We start from the raw sequence: 18,187 nt of genomic DNA, 5'->3' as shown, positions 1-18,187 counted from the left end.
TCGAGCGGTCGAGATCGACACGACTGTCGAAATCAATCGAGGAACATGGTGCGAGCGGACGCGCGGCGGAGCAACGCCGCACGATGGGAGAAGGCAGCTCAGGTATCGGCCTCGACGGCGAAGGTGTTGCCGTCCGGGTCCTGGAACCACGCGATACGACCACCGCCGGCCCGCTCGGTGATCCCCTTCGGGTCGTGGTCGAGCTGCTCGTAGCGGACGAACTCGACGCCGGCCGAGGACAGCTCGTCGACGATGTCGTCGATGTCGTCGACGTACCACGTCGCCAACGTCGCCGGGGTCTTCCCGGCGGTGACCGACTGGTACACGTTGAGGGCCGGACCGCCACCGGAGGCGTAGATGCGACTGCCGTCGGCGATGGTGGCGCTGGGCGCGGACCGCAGCGACACCAGGCCGAGCCTGCCCTCGTAGAAGGCGACAGCCCTCGCGATGTCGGACACGGCGACCGATGTCCTCAGGTGGTGTGCGTTCAATGGCATGACCCACCCTGGCATGGACCGGTGGCCCCCACACGCGACGCGGGGCGGGTTCGGCGTGGTGCCGAGCCCGCCCCGCTTCGGGGGGTGGTGGTGTCAGCGTTGCAGGGTGAGCAGGCCGGGGCGGTACGGCAGCAGGCCGTAGGGGACACCGTCCGAGCTGGGGGAACGACCCTGGTAGAGCAATTGCAGGTTGCAGGCGTCGACGGTCATCGTCTGGTCGGCGCTGGTGCGCAGCAGCTCACCGTGGCTGATGTCGTTGGTCCAGGTGGCACCACTGTTGACCTTGCCAGCGAACGGGTTGCTCTGCGTAGCGGCCTGCGGCGTCCACGTACCGTTCAGGCTGGTGGCCGTGAACGAGCGGAAGTAGCGGCCGGTCGAACCGATTGCCTCGACGATCATGAGGTACTTGTTCAGACCCTGCAGCTTGTAGACCTGCGGGGCCTCGAACAGGTTGTTCTGCGTGTCGCTCATGATGGTCGTGTAGCTGCTGCCGAAGTTACCGGGGAAGTTCCCGATCGGCATGCTGGTCCGGTAGATCTTGCCGTTGTCGCCGGCGAAGAACAGGTACATGGTCGTGTCGTCGGCGATGACCGTCTGGTCGATCGGCCCCGTGCCCGAACCGGTGATGCTCCCGGTGAACATCGGCTGCGCCGCGGACCAGCCGTTCGGGTTGGTCGGGTTGGTCGAGGTCCGGTAGTGGAACGCCGCCCCGGCCCCCCACTGGTAGGTGAGCACCCAGATGTTCTTCGGCGCGAAGTAGAACAACGACGGCGCGACGGTCCCCGAGTTCATCCCGGTCTGGGTGGCCGAGGCCATCTGCGACCAGTTCGAGAAGAGGCTGAAGTTCATCGAACCCCAGCTGTCGCCGAAGTCGTGCGTGGTGGCGTAGACCAACTGCTGGCCGTTGTACGGGGCGACGGTGAAGTCCTTCAGCGACACCCAACCCGACTTCGGCTGCGCCAACGCGCCTGTCGACGACCACCGGTACGACGACGGCAGATCACACGTGCCGCCCGGGGGTGGCGTGGTGGGGGGCGGCGTCGTGGGGTTGCCCCCGCCGTCGACGCGGACGAGCTGCCACTGCTGGTTGGTGCCGTTCCAGTCGTCGTACTGCACGATGTTGCCACCATCAGCGGTCGAGGCGCCCTGCACCTCCATCGCCTTGTTGCTGTTGCGGTTGATCAACCGCACGTACCCGCTGTCCGAATCGGTCAACCGGAACTGCTGGTTGGTGCCGTTGTTGTCGGACCACTGCACGATCGCCCCACCGTTGGCGGTCGAACGGCCGGACACGTCCAGCACCTTGCCCGACAGCCTCGACTTGATCCGGTAGTAACCGCTCCCGGAGTCCACGAACTGCCACTGCTGCTGGTTGCCGTTGTTACGCGTCCACTGCGTGATCCGCGCACCGTCGTTCGTGGCCAGGTTGTACACGTCCACGGCCTTGCCACTGTTGCGGTTCACCAGCACGTACCAGGCGCTCGTGTCGACGGTCGCCGCCGACGCGGGTGACGACACCGCCATCGCGGCGGCACCGGCGACCACCACCGCTGCCGCGCCGGCGGCGACTGCTCGCACCAACCACCCGCGCCGCCGCGCGGGCGGTGCTGTCGACGGAGACCTACCAAAGGCAGACATGATCCTCCTCAATCACCAAAAGCCGAACGGTCACCCGAAGCTGGGCGCACCGCGACACGCGACCGGGTGCATGCGTCGGGAATGTTCGCGCTAACAAGCTCCCCGGCATGCTGTGGACGCACGTCTGACCAAGGTCGACGAAGCACGCCCGCCCCGTAAGCCGCAGCCGTCGTCGTCCTTGACCATCGACTGTGAGCGATAACATGCTGTTCGTCAAGTCGTAACATCGGCGGCACATGGGGCCCGTCGGCGCACACCGAGCACGATGTGACTGATCGACGCCGGTCACGCGCAACCGCCACGCCGTGCACGGTCAGCGCACCGGGACGCCTCACCCGGCGCTCGGGAATGGTCGACGCTAACATCGACGCTCGCACATGACCTGGTGACGGCCCTCGCGCACCGACGCCAGGCGTCGGGCAGACGCGGCGCCGGGGCCCGGAGCTGGTGGCTCCGGACCCCGGGCTCGAACGTTCAGGAGCTCGTGCAGGTGAGGTTGCCGGGCGGGGTGTCGCCGTTGCCGGTGGCGGTGAACCCGAAGGTGGTCGAGGCGTTCGGCCCCAGCGTGCCGTTGTACGCGGCATTGCGGACGGTGACGTCGCCTGTGGTGCCCGTGTTGGTGCCGCTCCAGAGGCTGCTGATGGCCTGGCCGCTGCCCAGCGTCAGGCGTACGGTCCATCCGCTGATCGTGGTGGCGGTGTTGTTCGCGACGGTGACCTCACCCTGGAAGCCGCCGGGCCAGGCGTTGACCGCCCGGTAGGTGGCGGCGCAGCCGCCGGGCTCACCGGTCGGAGGCGGCGTGGTCGGAGGTGCCGTCGTCGGTGGGGCCGTGGTGGGAGGCGCCGTCGTCGGTGGGGCGGTGGTGGGAGGGGCCGTCGTCGGCGGCGTGGTCGTCGGCGGCGTGGTGGACTGGAACTGGGTGAAGAATCGCCAGATCTCCGCCGAGGTCCACGTCCGGGAGTCGTTGGGGCTGGACGACCCGTCGACCGGGCTCGGGGTGTGGTCGCCGTCGAACGCGGCCCACTGCACGGGATAACCCGAGCGGCAACCGGCGTAGGTGGTGGTGATGTGGGTGAGGCTGCCCCTGCTGGGCTCGCGCGGGCTCTGTGCGGTGCAGCCGTTGTTACGGACGAAGGTGTCGCGCAGCGCCCGGCCCTGGGAGATGTTCAGCACGCTGTCATGGATGCCGTGGATGCCGAAGTACGCCACAGGCTGGGTACCGCCGTTACAGCCGCTGAGGTTGGCGCCGGAGAGCACGGTGACCGCGCGGATGACCGTGGGTCGGGCACAGGCCACCGCGTAGCTCATGGCCCCGCCGTAGCTCCAGCCCAGGGCGAAACGCTGGGTCGTGTCCACGCAGAGGTCGTTCTCGACCTGCCGGGAGATGTCGTCGAACAGGGTCAGGTCCCGACCGTTGGTGTTGGCCCAACCGGCGTCGATGCCCTGCGGCGCGACGAAGATCGTGCTGTTGTTCGACAACGGCGCGAGCCCGTAGTAGCCGGCCGAGGCGACGTTGTTGGCCGAACCGTTCAGCCAGTGGAAACCGAAGACCAGTCGGTACGGACGGTTCCGGTCGTAGCCGCTCGGGATCTGGAGGATGTAGGTGCGATTCTGGCCGCTGCTGGAAATCGTGCGCGTCCCGCTGGTCAGGGTTGGCGCCTTGCCACAGCCAGCCGTCGCCGCGAGGGTGCCGTTCGTGGCAGCCACCGCTTCGGTGCCGAACCCGCCCCGCAGCGCACCGCCGGTCGCCGCGACGAGAACCGCCGCGGCCGCGACGTACGAGAGGAGTTGTCTCCGTTGGACCATTGCTCGACTCCTTGCCGTTGATCGTCCGTCCGACAGGCACCTCGCCGTCAACGAGTCGGTTCGCGCCGGTACGCGCACCGGCAGGGCTCCACAAGCCGGTGCGGCGCACACGGGTGACGTACGGGCCGTACCGTCGCTGCCGGGTTGTCCGTGACGGGGCAAGGAAGCGGGGCATGCAGCCGGACCGGGGGCGTCCGGCGACCGCCTGCGGTCACCTGGCAGTGGCGGAGCGACCCGGACTGGTCACCGACCGGCGAGGCGGTGGGAGGGGTGAGCCCTCGGCGTGCCTGCGCCGATTGACTGAGGTGACGGGGAGCGTGCCCTTCACTCCCGCGCCGAAAGATAGCATGTTATCGATACCATGCTCAACCGGCCGAGTGCCGCGGAACGGGCCACAGCGGACGGACCGACCCGGCCCGAAGCGCGCCGGTCAGGCCGCGGGCGCGGACCGGAGGCCGATGGCCTCGCGGCAGGCGACCGCATCGTCCGCCACCGAGTAACCGGCAGCGGAACGCAGCTCACCTCTGCGTGTCCCGCGATCGCGGCACCAGGTCGGTGACCTGGTTCAGTCTGACCCCCAGGTCGCAGACCTCGTCGCGCATGGTCCGGGTCCCGCCGTTCTGCATGGCGTGCATGGCGTCGCAGGCGCGTCGCCACGCCCGGCAGGCACCGGGCACGTCATCGAGGTCCAGGAGCGCCGCGCAGAGCAGGGCCGACGCCTCGAAGACGCCGATCCGGCTCTGCGACTCAACGGCCGCCTCGACCGCCTGCTCAAGCTGGTCCCGGGCCTGGCGCTGGCAGCCCAGCAGGCCAAGACACTCGGCGATCACGATGCGGATCGCGGGCTCGTCCGTCCTCCGATCGGACTTCTCGCTGCGGGCGAGCGCCTCCGTGAGGCACGACATGGCCTCGCCGAGAGCGCCGAGCCGGACGAGTGACCGCCCCCGGGCCGCAGCCGCCCGGATCTCACCGTGCTCGATGCCGGCGGCGCGGTACAGGGACAGCGCTCTCTCGTTCTCCGCGAGCGCACGCTCGTGCTGGCCGAGCTGGCCGTGGATCCGTTGCGCGGCGGCGTGAACATCGCCCAGCTCGGGGATCATGCCGTGCTCCGCGAAGGTCTCGCGGGCGCGCGAGAGCAGATCGAGCGCCTCGTCGTAGTTGGCGAAGTAGTAGCAGGAGTCCGCGAGGCCCCGCATGGCGTGGGCCGCGCCGACCTCGTCCCCGCTGTCCCGGGCGGACCGCAACGCCACACGCATCATGTCCTGCCAGTCGTGAAACCGACCGGTGAGCTGGAACCACGGCACGATGGCGAGGGCCAGTTGCCACGGCGAGACGCCGAAGGCGCCCTCGGCCGCGCGCCGCACCGCCTCCGGCAGGACCTCGCGGTGGTCCTCGAACCAGCGCATCGCCTCGTCGTACGAACCGGGACGCCCCACCACCACCCCATCGGGCGCCGGGGTCGGCACGATCGTCGGGCTCATCGGGGCCAACCTGGTCGCGGCGTGGTAACTGCTGTGCAGATAGTGCTGCAACAACCGGCTGACCGCCGCATCCCGGTCCGGCTCCTCGGCCAGGAGAAGCTCCAGCGCGTACGCCCTGATCAGGACGTGCGACGTGAACCGACCCTCATCGTCCTCGTCGAGCATCGCCGCGTCGGCGAGTTCCCGCAGCATCGCGCGCGCGACACGTGGCGGAGTCTCGGCCATGCTGGCGAGGGCCTCGGCCGAGATGCCGGGAGCCATCGCGGCGGAGGACAGCCGAAAGACGCGGGCAGCCTGCGGGCTGAGCTGACGGTACGACCAGGCGAACGCCGCACGTGGGTCGCACCCGCCGTGACTGCTGGCGAAGGCCGCGAGGCGCCGTGTGCCGTCACGGAGTTCGGCAGCCACGTCCGCCAGGGCGAGTCGCGGACGCGCGCTCAGCCGCCCCGCCAGGATCGCCATCGCGAGCGGTAGGCGGCCGCACAACTCGATGATCTCGTCGAGGACGCCGACCGGAGACGCGCTGGCCCGCAGGGAGCGGTTCGGCGCGTGCTCGAGCCGGCGCTGGATCAGCTCGCGGGCGGTCGGCATGTCCGGAGGGTCGAGATGCAGCAGACGGGCGCCGTCGAGCGCGGCCAGCTCGACGAGCGGCTTACGGCTCGTCACGAGGACCAGGCACGCCGGGGAGTTCGGCAGCAACGCGCGCACCTGCGCGGCATCCCGCGCGTTGTCCAGGAGCAGCAGGAGGCTCTTGCCGGCGGTGAGGCTCCGGTAGATGCCGACGCGCGCCGCTAGCGTCTCCGGAACGCTGGACATGTGGAAGCCCTGCGACGACAGCAGGGATCCCAGCGCGTCGGAGGCGGACAGGCTGTCCGACTCGGCCTGGTCTCCCCGCAGGTCGAGGTAGAGCTGACCATCGGTGAAGTCCCGCGCGACCAGGTGGGCGAAATGCCCGGCCAGCGTGGACTTCCCCACCCCACCCATGCCGTCCAGGGCGACGATCAGCGGGCCGGTCCGCCCCGCATCGGCCCGACCGCCGTGCAGACCGGCGAGAGTCGCGAGTTCCGCGGTGCGCCCGACGAACGCGGGCAGGTCGGGTGGTAGCTGCGCCGGTCGTACCAGCGGCATCGACACGAGAGGCATGCTCGGCCGGGGATCACCATCGCCCGCGCCGTTCCCGGTCACCGGCGGCGCCGTCTGGGTCAGCACCTGCAGGTGCGCCGCTTCCAGCGCGCTACCGGGATCGATACCCAGGTCGTCGGCGAGGCGGGAGCGCACCGACCGGAACGTCTCCAGCGCCTCGGCCTGATGGCCGGCCGCGCCCAGGGCGGCGATGAGACTCGCCTGCACGGGTTCGTTCAACGGCGCCATCGAGGCGGCCAGTCGCAGGTGGTGGAGAACCACCGCCGGACGGCTCAGCGACACCGCGAGTTCGGCTGCGGAGACGCACGCGGCGAGGAACTCACGGTCGAGGGCGGTGAAGATCGGCGTCGCGGCCGTTCCGGAGGCGTACGAGTCACCCGCCGGCCCGCGCCACAACTCCAGCGCCTCGACGTAACGGTCGAGCGCCTCGTCCCGATCCCGTACGGCGAGACTCGCCCGGGCGGTGCCGGTGAGCTCACGGAAGGTGACCAGGTCCAGCGTGCCCGGTCCCGGCGCGAAGAGGTAACCGCCACCGTGGCGCCGCAGGTACGAGCCGGTTGCCCGCGGCGGAAGCGAGGGTTCCATCAGCCGTCGCAGGGTGCCGACGTACTTGTGGATGACGTTGACGGCGCTGGCGGGCGCCTCCTCACCCCAGAGGAGCTCGATCAGAGTGTGCACGCTGATCGGTCGCCCCGCTCGCGCCAGGAGCAGGGCCAGCAGGCGGCACTGCTGCCGAGGCCCGGCGTTCACCTCCACGCCGTCGCGCCAGAAGCGCAGGGGGCCCAGGATCTGGAAGCGCAGACCGCCGCCTACCGGCCGTACCCCGTCGTCGGCGCGACGGGCACCGGCCGATTTCGACAATGCGATCTCCTGTTCCACTGGACAGATCGTGAACATCCCGGACGAGCTGACAAGTCTACGACCGGTCCACGCCGAACGAGCCGATGGTCACGGCGAAACGGACACCGGCGAAACAGCGCCCGAGCAGCGGCATAAACCCACCGCGTTATGTTCCAAGGACCGGGCAATTGTCCGATTCGGGAGCGCATCATTCCTATTTCAGTATTTGTCAACTGCCTGTGGTCAGGATGTGTCTGGACGGATTCCCCCATCGAGGACAGGCTCCATGACCGCGTCAGAAAGCAGCACCCAACTCGCTCCGGCTCAGCCCGACCAGGCGTACGAACCCCAGCGGGCCGCCGCGGGGCCGGGTCGCCGGAAAGGGCCGACCCTGTTCGCACTGGCCCTGGGCACCTTCGCCATCGGCACCGGCGAGTTCGGCAGCAACGGGATCATCCAACTCTTCGCCGCCGACCTGGACACGTCCATACCGGTCGCCACCTACGCCATCAGCGCGTACGCCTTCGGTGTCATGATCGGTTCGCCGGCGATCACGCTCCTCGCGGCCCGGGCCAACCGCCGTACCCTCCTGCTGGGCCTGATCGCCCTCTTCCTGGTCGGCAACGTCCTCTCGGCCCTGGCCCCGACCATCGCGACCCTCGTCGTCTTCCGCTTCATCACCGGGAGCGTGCAGGGCGCCTACTTCGGCGCCGGGGCGGTCGTCGCCGCCTACGTGTACGGCCCCGGCAAGGGTGGACGGGCCTTCGCAACCGTGATGGGCGGCCTGACCGTCGCCACCGTGCTCGGCTCGCCGCTCGGCACCCTCGTCGGCCAGCACGCGGGATGGCGCGCCACCTACTGGACGGTCATCGGTCTGGGTCTGCTGGCCGGCGCGGCGTTGTTGGCGTGGCTGCCCCGCACCGACGACCTGCGCGGCGGCTCCGTAAAACACGAACTCGGCGCACTCCGACGACTCCACGTCTGGCTCATGGTCGCGGTCGCGGCGCTCGGCATCTCCAGCATCTTCGCCGTCTACACCTTCATCGGGCCGTTCATCACCGACGCGGCGCGGGAGAGCCCGTCGCTCATCCCCGTCGCCCTCGCCGTCTTCGGCCTCGGCATGGCGTTCGGGAACTACTTCGGCGGCCAGGCCGCCGACCGGCACGGCAGCCGCCCGCTGATCTACGGCTTCGGCTACGTCCTGGTGCTCCTCGTGGCCATCGGACTCTTCGGTACCGAGATCCTGATCCTCCTGCCGGCGCTGTTCGGCGTCGGAGCGACAATGATGTTCGCCATTCCCACCATCCAGGTGCGGTTGACCGAATTCGCACCCGAGGCGCCCACCCTCATGGGTGCCCTCAACCTGACCGCCCTCAATCTCGCCAATTCGCTAGGCGCGATCGGTGGTGCCGTCACCCTCGGCGCCGGATGGGGAACCCTCTCCACGGTGTGGGCGGGATTCGTCCTCACCACCGCGGGTCTGATCCTCTACCTCACCACTGTGGGCCGGAAAAAGACAGGCGTCACGCCCGCACGCACACCGGCATGATCGGCTGCCCGGATCGCCGCCGGCACAGCCCTTCGATATCGCAGCGAGGCCCTCTTTTCGAGCCATAGACTGCGAGCGTGCCCGGCGGGGCCGCCCCCTGCCTAGCGTCTGTGTCAAAGCCAGAGCCCGTGGCCGGCCTGCGGCGGGCCCGGCTCGACCGAGGACTTTGACACAGGCCCAAACGGGGGAGGTGCGGGTGCCATGAATTCTCGGCCGACGCAGCAACAGGATCAGGTTCACGGCGGCGCCAACCGCGACATGCCCCCGGAACTGGGTTCGGACTCCGTCGGCATATTCGAGGGCCGAACGTTCATGTTGTCGAATTCGACAGGTGACGTGCCGGGCGACTCCATCGCCGGCCTGGTGCACGACGACACCCGCTATCTCAGCCGTTGGCAGATGACCCTCGACGGACTCGCCCCGCTCGTGCTCAGCGCCGGCGCGGTCGACGCCTATTCGGCGGCGTTCTTCCTCGCCAATCCGGAGCTGCGGGGAATGCGGGCGAACAGCATCGGCGTGCGGCGGGAACGATTCGTCGGAGACGGCATGTACGAGCGGATCACGGTGCAGTACTTCGGCGTGGAGCCGGTCCGCGTACGCCTGCGGTTGGATGTCGGCGTGGACTTCGCCGACCTCTTCGAGATCAAGCGAGCGGGACGCAGCAGGCGGGCGGACATCAGGCGAACCCATCGACCGGACGGCTCGGCCCTGCTCTTCTCCTACCAGAACTCGCACTGGTCCGCCGGCACGACGGTCGAGGCCAACCCACCCGCCGAGCAGGTCGACGGCGACGCACTGGTCTGGGACGTGCACCTGGGGCGAGGTGACACCTGGGGTTGCGAACTGCGCGTGCTGCTGAACTGTCAGGGTGCGGACTACCAACCGGCCAGCCGCGCCTTCGGCGAGGCACGTGACCCCGGCGCCGACGACGCGGCGTCGCGGTGGACGGCGAACAAGCCGGACCTCAGCGCGGAATCGGAGTTGTTGCGCAACGTCTACCACAAGACCGCCGCCGACCTGGTGTCGATGCGCATCGTCAAGGAGATCAACGGCGCGAAGGTCGTCCTGCTGGCAGCCGGCATGCCCTGGTTCCTGACCGTGTTCGGGCGGGACACGCTGATCACCGCCTACCAGAGCATCAGCTGTGGACCGGACGTCGCGCGGGGTGCGCTGGTGACGCTCGCCGCGCACCAGGGCACCGCCGTCGACAACTTCAGCGACGAGGAACCCGGGAAGATCATGCACGAGTTCCGCTCGGGTGAGCTGACGCAGCTCGGCGTCATGCCGTACGGCCCCTGCTTCGGCTCGAACGACACCACCCAGCTGTGGCTCATCCTGCTCTCCGAGTACTGGCGATGGACCGGGGACGACGCGCTGGTACGGCAGTTGCGGCCCAACGCCGACGCCGCTCTGCGGTGGATCGACGAATTCGGGGACCGCGACGGCGACGGTTACGTGGAGTACGCCACTCGCTCGCCGGGCGGCATGCGCAACCAGTGTTGGCGCGACTCACCGGACGGTGTGCAGTTCGCCGACAGCAGCCTGCCCGACCTACCGGTCGCCACCTGCGAGATCCAGGGCTACACCTACGACGCCAAACTCCGCGCCGCGGAACTCGCCGACGGGCCGTGGGCCGACGCCCCGTTGGCGCGACGCCTGCGCGGCGAAGCAGCCGATCTGCGTGAGCGGTTCAACCGAGACTACTGGCTGCCGGGGCGCGGCGGTTACTACGCGATCGGCCTCGACGCGCACAAGCGGCCCATCGACTCGATGACCTCGAACATGGGCCACCTGCTGTGGAGCGGGATCGTCCCGCCCGAGAGGGCCAGCGTGGTGGCTCGGCAGCTGATGTCCGACGCGATGTTCTCCGGCTGGGGTGTCCGGACGTTGTCCACCGAGGACACCGGGTACAACCCCATCGGCTACCACCTGGGCACGGTGTGGCCGCACGACAATTCGATCATCGCCGCCGGGCTCGCCCGCTACGGCCACCGGGATGCGGCCAACCGCATCGCGATGGCGATGCTCGAGGCGGCGGCCCACTTCGACTACCGCCTGCCCGAGGCGTTCTCCGGGTACGACCGATCGCTCGGACGGCGGCCCGTGCCGTACCCCACCGCCTGCAACCCCCAGGCCTGGGCCAGCGGCACCCCGCTGCTGTTGCTGCGGGCGATGCTCGGCCTCGATGTCCGCGACGGCGATCTCCGCACCGATCCGCATCTCCCCGAGGTGTTGGGGAACATCCGGCTGACCGGCGTCACCGTGCACGGCGCGCGGCGGACCGTCGACGCGTCCGGCTCGCGCCCGCGCTCCCCCGCCTGAGCTGCGGCACCCCCGTTGGTCAGGGCTGCGGGCTGCCCGTGCGCAGAGTGAACAGCGCGTCGTGGTGCCGGGACCGGACCGTGCGGACCGGCACCCCGAGCACACGAGCAGTCTGGTACGTCGTCCGTCCCGCGAGGTAGGTGTGCAGGAGCACCGCGCGATGCTCGTCGGGCAACCGCCGCAACAGCGTGATCGCCTCGGCCGTGGCGACGGCGGCGTCCGCGTGATCGGGCTGGGCGACGTCGATCTCCGGCTCGGTCGTCTCGCGCTGGAGGGCGACCTCCCGCAGCGACGTCACAGCCAGCTCCCGCGCCACCCCCATCAGCCAGTCACGAATCGGAACCGGACCGAAGGGGAGGCGCCTGCCGTGCTGCCACGCCTGGAGGAAGGTCTCCTGCACGATGTCCTCGGCAAGGTGATGATCCGTCACGACCGTCTCGACGAAGGTGAGCAGCGGTCCGCCGTGCTCGGACATCAACTGGTCCAGTGCGGGAGGTCGACCGGTGCCCGCACAGGTGTGGTCAGCGGTTGTCATTGCTGGTGCCTGTTCCTCCGCGAGAGGGTGTACGAGCAGCCCCGCCACCGACACCCCTCGGGATCGGCACTGGCGATGGGCCCGAGCCCTGACGCTACGGTCCGCCAGTTACCAGCCTCGTGACGAACTCTTACCGGGATGCGCCAGGCCCCGGGCGTACGCCGAGTCCCCTGCGGACTACCGGGGGCGTGCCACGTCGAGTTGCCCGCTCGCCCGGACCGTCACCCAGGTCGTGACAGTCGCCCCGTCGACCTGGGCCGTGCAGGTGAACCGGTGCCCCTCGATGACCGGCTGGTCGACCGGACAGGCGACGGTGTCCGCGTTGAGCCGGTAGTCGGCACGAAGCACGGCGAGCACCTGCCGTTGCAGGACCGCGGTGTCGAGGACCCTGTGCCGCGGGAGGTCGGGCCGGGCCACGGCCAGGACCGTCCCCGCGGTGATCAGTAGGACGACCGGGACCGCGATGGCCACCGCGAGCTTCCGGGAGGGACGCCGCCACCGGCGCGCCGCCGACGCGGCCGTGGCCGGCCCCCAGTGCGGCGGGGGCGCCGGCTTCCAGCGGGGCACCAGCAGGGCCGCCCCGCCGGTGCCGATGGCAGTGGGACTGTCGGGCGCGCCGTCTGGGTTCATCGTCGACTCCTCGGGCTCAACGGGCGGTGGGGGTCGGAACGGTGACCACCTCCGGTAGCGGTTTCGTCCGGTCACCGGTCGGGGCGACGGCGAACCAGGTGCCACCGATTCCCTGGCCCCGGATGTCGCCGGGCGCGGTGTCCCTGGCGAACCGGTAGACCGGCCAGCCGGCGATGGTGACCTGGCAGGTGCCGTCGGCCCGCTCGACGTACCCGACGAGTTGCGGGTCGACGCCGTCCGGGTAGATCTGGCCGGGCGACGAGACGAGCACCGGGGGCCAGGTCTTGGCGCAGTCGCCCGCGCAGGTCGCCTTCGGCGGCTTCGCCGAGTCCTTGTCGAACCGGTAGAGCGTCATGCCCCGGCCGTCCGCGACGTAGGTGCCGATGTCGGCCTGGTTCGTGGCCCGCAACTGCACCACGGAGACACCCCGGCCGCGGTCCGGAGCACTCGGAACGGGAACGTCGGAGGGTCCGCTGAAGATCTGGACCCGCCGTTGGGTCTTCGCCACCGTCGGCTTCGGAACCGGGCTGACCTCGATCACCTGCGGGGTCGGCTCGGTGCTCGCGCTGGCCGATGCCGTCGGCGCGGGTACCGGGGGCGGCGCTGTCGCGGTGGCGCCCGCGCCCGTGGTGTCCCCGCACGCGGCCAATGCCGCCAGACCGATCGCCGCGATCGCGACCCGCGCTCTCTCCACCATGTTCGCTCTCCTCGTGCTCGGTGTGGACCGGGCTGCTGCACCGGTCCGGCACCCACACGGACGACCCCACGAAACGGTTCAGCGTCGCCAGCGGACCGGGCACGCGACGGAATCCACCGGGCCCTGAACCGGATGGCGCGCGCATCCGTGTGGGTGGCGGCATCGGCGCAAGACGGTCCACGAGGGGAACGCCTCGCCGAACCATCGACCCAGGACAAGGAAGGGCGACATGGCCACGTATCACATCGTCAGTGAGGACATCCAGGAGTCCGCGAGCTGGCTGCAGCAGAACATGCAGACCCTGCTGGACGGGATGACCCAGGCCAAGAGCAAGATCGACACTCTGATCCAGGGTGGTTACAACACCCCGGGCGCGCAGCAGCAGTTCGGGCCGTACTTCGAGGAGTACAAGGGCAGCGTCGACCAGACCCTGCACGGCATGGAGGGCATCAGCCAGTACCTCACGCAGGTCAGCGACGCCTTCTCCGAGACCGACACGCAGACCGCCGCCAGCCTCAGCCGCTGACGAACGAACGGTCGGGGCCGCGTGGTGCGCACTCACCACGCGGCCCCAGCCGTGTTCCCGACGGATCATCCGACCAGGAGATACGCGTGCGCCTGTTGCTCACCGTGACGGACCAGTCCACCCCTGCCACCGACTACCAGGTCGAGGCCGCCCTCGACTCCACAGTCGCGGAGCTCGCCGAGGTGCTGGCCCAGCGCCGTCCGGAACCCGGCGGCCGACCGCCGACGCTGTTCGTCGCCGGCGCTCCGCTAGATCCCGGGCTCACCCTCGCCGACGCGCCGCTGTGGCAGGGCAGCGTGCTCGAACTGGACCGCCCGGCACCCGTGTCGCCGCCGCGACCGCCGAGCCCGCTGGAGATCCGGGTCGTCAGCGGCCTGGGCGCCGGCAGCCTGTTCCCGCTCGACGTCGGTGAGCACGCCCTCGGCGTCACCGACGACGACCACGTACGTCTCAACGACGACCCGCTCGCTCCCGCGCTCGCGCGGGTTCTGGTGAGCGAGGACGGCGAGTGCCGGCTGCACCCGATCGGGCCCGGGTTGCTGCTCGACCGGGTGGAGGTCGAGGACGAGCCTGTCTGGGCGCCCGGCGCGCAACTCGCCGTGGGCTCGTCCCTGCTGGAGCTTCGTCGCCCTGTTCGGGACGAGGCCGCGCTCCAGATCTCGGAGGACCGCACCGGCCTCGACTACAACCGACCGCCACGACTGCTGCCCGCCGCGCGGACCACCCAGTTCACCCTCCCCGGGCCTCCGGCGCCGCCCGAGCGGCGGCCGCTCACGCTGATCACCGTGCTGGCGCCGGTCCTGCTCTCCGGCGCCGCGTTCGTCGTCACCCGCAACCCGCTCACATTGCTCTTCGCCATCCTGTCGCCGCTGGTGCTGGTCGCGGGCCAGATCGGCGCCCGCCGACAGGGCCGGGCCACGTACCGCTCACGGCTCGCCGAGTACGAGAAGAAGAAGGCGCGCATCAGCGGCGAGGCGCAGGAGGCGCTGACCACCGAACGGCTGGCCCGCCGGAACAACTTCCCCGACCCGGCGTCGCTGGCGCTGATCGCCGTCGGGCCGCAGCGTCGGCTCTGGGAGCGACGCCGCACCGACCCCGACTTCCTCGAGCTGCGGGTCGGCAGCGCGGACCTGCCGTCCGAGGTGGTGCTGCGGGACCTGAGCCAGGACGAGAACCGGCGCGAGGTCCGATGGCTCGCCCTCGACGTGCCGGCGACCGTGCCGGTACGCAAGCACGGCGTCGTGGGAGTGGCCGGGGGCGCCATCGCGCGCACGACGGCCCGGTGGATGCTGACCCAGGCCGGTGCCCTGCACAGCCCGGAGGACCTGCAGATCTACCTGCTCTGCGGCGCCGACGACGAGCAGGGCTGGGCGTGGGCCGGCTGGCTGCCCCACCTGCGGCCCCGCGACGGTCAGGACACCCTCGCCACCGTCGGCACCGACACCCCGACACTGGCCCGCCGGGTCGGCGAACTGGTGACGATCATCTCGGCCCGCTCCGGCGAGCGGGCCGACGGGGCGTTTCGCGACATCCTCGTGGTGCTCGACGGGGCACGGAAGCTGCGGTCCCTGCCCGGCGTCACGCAGATCCTGCGGGAGGGACCGTCGGTCGGCGTGTACGCCATCTGCGTGGACGCCGAGGAGCGGCTGCTGCCCGAGGAGTGCCAGGCGGTCATCGCCCAGCAGCCCGACGGATCACTGCTGGTGACGCAGACCCTCGCCGCGCCGATCGACGACATCCACCCGGACGTCGTCTCGGCCGAGTGGCTGAGTCGGGTGGCGCGGGCGCTGGCTCCGTTGCGGGACATCGGTGGCGCCGACGAGGAGAGCGCCCTGCCCGGCGCGAGCCGGCTGCTCGACGTACTCGGAATGGAACCGCCGGAGCCGGACGCCGTGACGGCGCGGTGGACCTCCGGCGGGCGGACCACCGAGGCCGTGCTCGGGGTGTCGCTGGACGGGCCGTTCGCCCTCGACCTGAAACGCGACGGACCGCACGGTCTGGTCGCCGGCACCACAGGCTCCGGCAAGTCGGAGCTGCTGCAGACTCTCGTCGCCTCACTCGCCGTCGCCAACCGACCGGACGCGATGACGTTCGTCCTTGTCGACTACAAGGGTGGCAGCGCCTTCAAGGACTGCGTCCTCCTGCCACACACGGTCGGCATGGTGACCGACCTGGACACCCACCTGGTGAGTCGGGCGCTGACCTCCCTCTCGGCGGAGCTGCGGCGACGCGAGCACATCCTCGCCGAGGCCGGGGCGAAGGACATCGACGACTACGTCGAACTCCTGCGTCGTGAGCCGTCGCGCATCCCGATGCCGCGGCTGCTCATCGTGATCGACGAGTTCGCGTCGATGGTTCGTGATCTGCCCGACTTCGTGACCGGTCTGGTCAACATCGCGCAGCGGGGCCGGTCGCTCGGCATCCACCTGGTGCTCGCGACCCAGCGGCCGGGTGGCGTGGTGTCGCCGGAGATCCGGGCCAACACCAACCTACGCATCGCCCTGCGGGTCACCGACAGCAGCGAGAGCCAGGACGTGTTGAACGCCCCGGACGCGGCCTCGATCTCGAAGTCGACGCCCGGCCGCGCCTTCGTCCGTCTCGCCCAGTCGTCGCTGGTGCCGTTCCAGGCGGGACGGGTCGGCGGGTTCCGCCCCGGCGCGCGCACCACCGCCCGGCCGGCGCCGTGGCTGGCGCCGCTCTCCTGGCCGGATCTCGGCCGCCCGGCGCCTCGCCGTCGCAGCGGCGAGGCGGAACCGTCCGCCGAACTGACCGACCTCGCGGTGCTCGTGGCGGCGATCAGGGATGCCAGTGAACGGCTCGCCATTCCGGCGCAGCACAGCCCCTGGCTGCCCGCGCTGCCGGCGAAGCTGTCCGTGGACGCGCTGCCGCCGGCCCGCGCCGGCGACTACCACCTCCCGGCGGTCGCGTACGGGCTGGTGGACCTTCCCGCGCAGCAGGACCAGGTGCCCTTGGCGCTGGACCTCGGGACGCTCGGGCACCTGCACATCGTCGGCTCCTCGCGCAGCGGCCGATCGCAGACGCTGCGAACCATCAGCGGCGCACTCGCCCGCGTCCACTCGGCGGCGGACGTCCACCTCTACGGGGTGGACTGCGGCAACGGGGCACTGCTCGCCCTCAACGGCCTGCCGCACTGCGGGGCGGTGGTGCAGCGCACCGAGGCGGAACGGCTCGGTCGGCTGTTCGCCCGCCTCGTCGCGGAGCTGGGCCGACGGCAGCAACTGCTCGCCGCCAGCGGCTCGGCGAGCATGGTGGAGTACCGGACCGCTGTGGCCGAGGGCGAGCGACCGCCACACATCCTGCTGCTCGTGGATCGCTTCGAGGTCTTCGACAAGACCTTCGCCGACTACGACAACGGCACGATCATGGCCGGTCTGCTGACGCTGCTGCGGGAGGGCGCCGGGGCGGGCATCCACGTGGTGCTCGCGGGCGACCGGGCAATGTTCTCCAGCCGTATCTCGTCCACCACCGACGACAAGCTGGTGCTGCGGCTGACCGAACGCGGCGACTACAGCATGGTCGGCATCAACCACCGGCAACTGCCGGACGAGATCGAGGCGGGCCGGGCGATCCGGACGTCCGACGGCGCCGAGGCGCAGATCGCGCTGCTCGGCGACGATGTGTCCGGTCAGGGTCAGGCGCGCGTCCTCGTCGAGATCGCCGAGGCGGCCCGGCAGCGGGACAGGGACCTCGTGGCCGCCGGTCGCCCGTTCCGGATCGACGTGCTGCCGGACGAGCTGACCCTGGCGGACACCGAGGCGCTCTCCCAGCCCGTTGGGCCACTGTGGACGATGGTGGGGGTCGGTGGCGACGAACTCGCCGCGCTCGGGCCGGATCTGTCCGTCATTCCGAGCCTGGTGCTGGCCGGGCCGCCGCGCTCGGGTCGCAGCACCGCGCTGCTGACGATGGTCGCGGACCTGCTGCGCAGGGGGACGCCTGTGGTCGTGGCGGCACCCCGCAGATCACCACTGCGCGAACTGGCCGGCCTGCCGGGGGTGCTCGACCTGGTGGCGAGCGAGAACCTCACCTCCGCCGGACTGGCGGCGGCGCTCAAGGACCGGAACGGGCCGGCAGTGGTCGTGCTGGACGACGCCGAGTTGCTGCTCAAGTGCGATGCGGGAAGCGACCTCGGGGAGATCGCGCGGGCCGGCACCGAGCGGGGCCTCGGGCTGATCATGGCTGGCACCATCGACGGACTGTCCGGCGGCTTCGGCGGCTGGCACGTCGACGCCCGACGCAACCGGCAGGGTGCGCTGCTCAGCCCTCAGGGCCTCGGCGACGGAGAGCTCATCGGCGCCAAGCTGAGCCGTGGCCAGCTCGGCGTGGGACGTCTGGGCCGGGCGTTGCTGCACCTGGGCGACGGCACCGTCCGCCTGGTGCAGGTGCCTCGGACCGATCCGGCAGCGCTTCGGGCGTTGGTGACGCCCGACGTGGCCGAGCCGCGGGCCGCGGCGGCCCAGGAGTGAGGTAGGCGGGCCGTAGCGGAAACGGTCAGGGGGACACCG

At 70.5% G+C, this 18,187-nt stretch carries 11 protein-coding genes; 4 read left to right on the top strand and 7 right to left on the bottom strand.

From position 1 onward, the window contains the following. Nucleotides 1–98 precede the first annotated feature (98 nt). The 4 genes from AB0K10_RS12565 to AB0K10_RS12550 form a co-directional block, all read right to left on the bottom strand. Complete coding sequence (locus AB0K10_RS12565) at nucleotides 99–458, bottom strand: VOC family protein (RefSeq protein WP_363682710.1); 360 nt, start codon at nucleotides 456–458, stop codon at nucleotides 99–101. A gap of 132 nt (nucleotides 459–590) precedes the next feature. After that, entirely contained in the window at nucleotides 591–2,135 is a 1,545-nt protein-coding gene (locus tag AB0K10_RS12560; protein ID WP_363682708.1) for a non-reducing end alpha-L-arabinofuranosidase family hydrolase, read from the bottom strand. 474 nt (nucleotides 2,136–2,609) lie between these two features. Further along, nucleotides 2,610–3,941 carry a cellulose binding domain-containing protein gene (locus AB0K10_RS12555; RefSeq protein ID WP_363682706.1) on the bottom strand — a complete coding sequence of 444 codons (1,332 nt, stop codon included), beginning with the start codon at nucleotides 3,939–3,941 and terminating at the stop codon, nucleotides 2,610–2,612. A 518-nt stretch (nucleotides 3,942–4,459) separates the two neighbouring features. Next, nucleotides 4,460–7,444, bottom strand: a complete 2,985-nt coding sequence (locus AB0K10_RS12550; RefSeq protein ID WP_363682704.1) for a BTAD domain-containing putative transcriptional regulator — start codon at nucleotides 7,442–7,444, stop codon at nucleotides 4,460–4,462. A gap of 247 nt (nucleotides 7,445–7,691) precedes the next feature. Here AB0K10_RS12550 and AB0K10_RS12545 point away from each other — a divergent pair, with 247 nt between their 5' ends. Then, nucleotides 7,692–8,954 (top strand): MFS transporter, encoded by a 1,263-nt coding sequence (locus AB0K10_RS12545; protein WP_363682702.1) that lies wholly within the window; start codon nucleotides 7,692–7,694, stop codon nucleotides 8,952–8,954. A gap of 201 nt (nucleotides 8,955–9,155) precedes the next feature. Continuing rightward, complete coding sequence (locus tag AB0K10_RS12540; RefSeq protein WP_363682700.1) at nucleotides 9,156–11,276, top strand: glycogen debranching N-terminal domain-containing protein; 2,121 nt, start codon at nucleotides 9,156–9,158, stop codon at nucleotides 11,274–11,276. A 19-nt stretch (nucleotides 11,277–11,295) separates the two neighbouring features. Here the strand turns inward: AB0K10_RS12540 and AB0K10_RS12535 are convergent, their stop codons facing one another. From AB0K10_RS12535 to AB0K10_RS12525, 3 genes are all read right to left on the bottom strand, one after another. Next, nucleotides 11,296–11,811 carry a sigma-70 family RNA polymerase sigma factor gene (locus AB0K10_RS12535; RefSeq protein WP_363682698.1) on the bottom strand — a complete coding sequence of 172 codons (516 nt, stop codon included), beginning with the start codon at nucleotides 11,809–11,811 and terminating at the stop codon, nucleotides 11,296–11,298. Nucleotides 11,812–11,988: 177 nt separating this feature from the next. Continuing rightward, nucleotides 11,989–12,441, bottom strand: a complete 453-nt coding sequence (locus tag AB0K10_RS12530) for a DUF4333 domain-containing protein (protein ID WP_363682696.1) — start codon at nucleotides 12,439–12,441, stop codon at nucleotides 11,989–11,991. Between the two features lie 16 nt (nucleotides 12,442–12,457). Next, a complete protein-coding gene (locus AB0K10_RS12525) occupies nucleotides 12,458–13,138 on the bottom strand; it encodes a hypothetical protein (RefSeq protein ID WP_363682694.1) in 681 nt (226 codons plus the stop codon). 229 nt (nucleotides 13,139–13,367) lie between these two features. Here AB0K10_RS12525 and AB0K10_RS12520 point away from each other — a divergent pair, with 229 nt between their 5' ends. Together AB0K10_RS12520 and AB0K10_RS12515 are read left to right on the top strand one after the other, a co-directional pair. After that, nucleotides 13,368–13,664, top strand: coding sequence for a WXG100 family type VII secretion target (locus tag AB0K10_RS12520; protein ID WP_007457407.1), 297 nt, complete (start codon nucleotides 13,368–13,370; stop codon nucleotides 13,662–13,664). 86 nt (nucleotides 13,665–13,750) lie between these two features. After that, nucleotides 13,751–18,148 (top strand): FtsK/SpoIIIE domain-containing protein, encoded by a 4,398-nt coding sequence (locus AB0K10_RS12515; protein ID WP_363682693.1) that lies wholly within the window; start codon nucleotides 13,751–13,753, stop codon nucleotides 18,146–18,148. The last annotated feature ends 39 nt before the right edge of the window (nucleotides 18,149–18,187 follow it).

Source organism: Micromonospora sp. NPDC049274, assembly GCF_040678875.1.
Classification (GTDB): Bacteria; Actinomycetota; Actinomycetes; order Mycobacteriales; family Micromonosporaceae; genus Micromonospora.
This window is presented reverse-complemented; position numbering and strand designations above follow the sequence as displayed.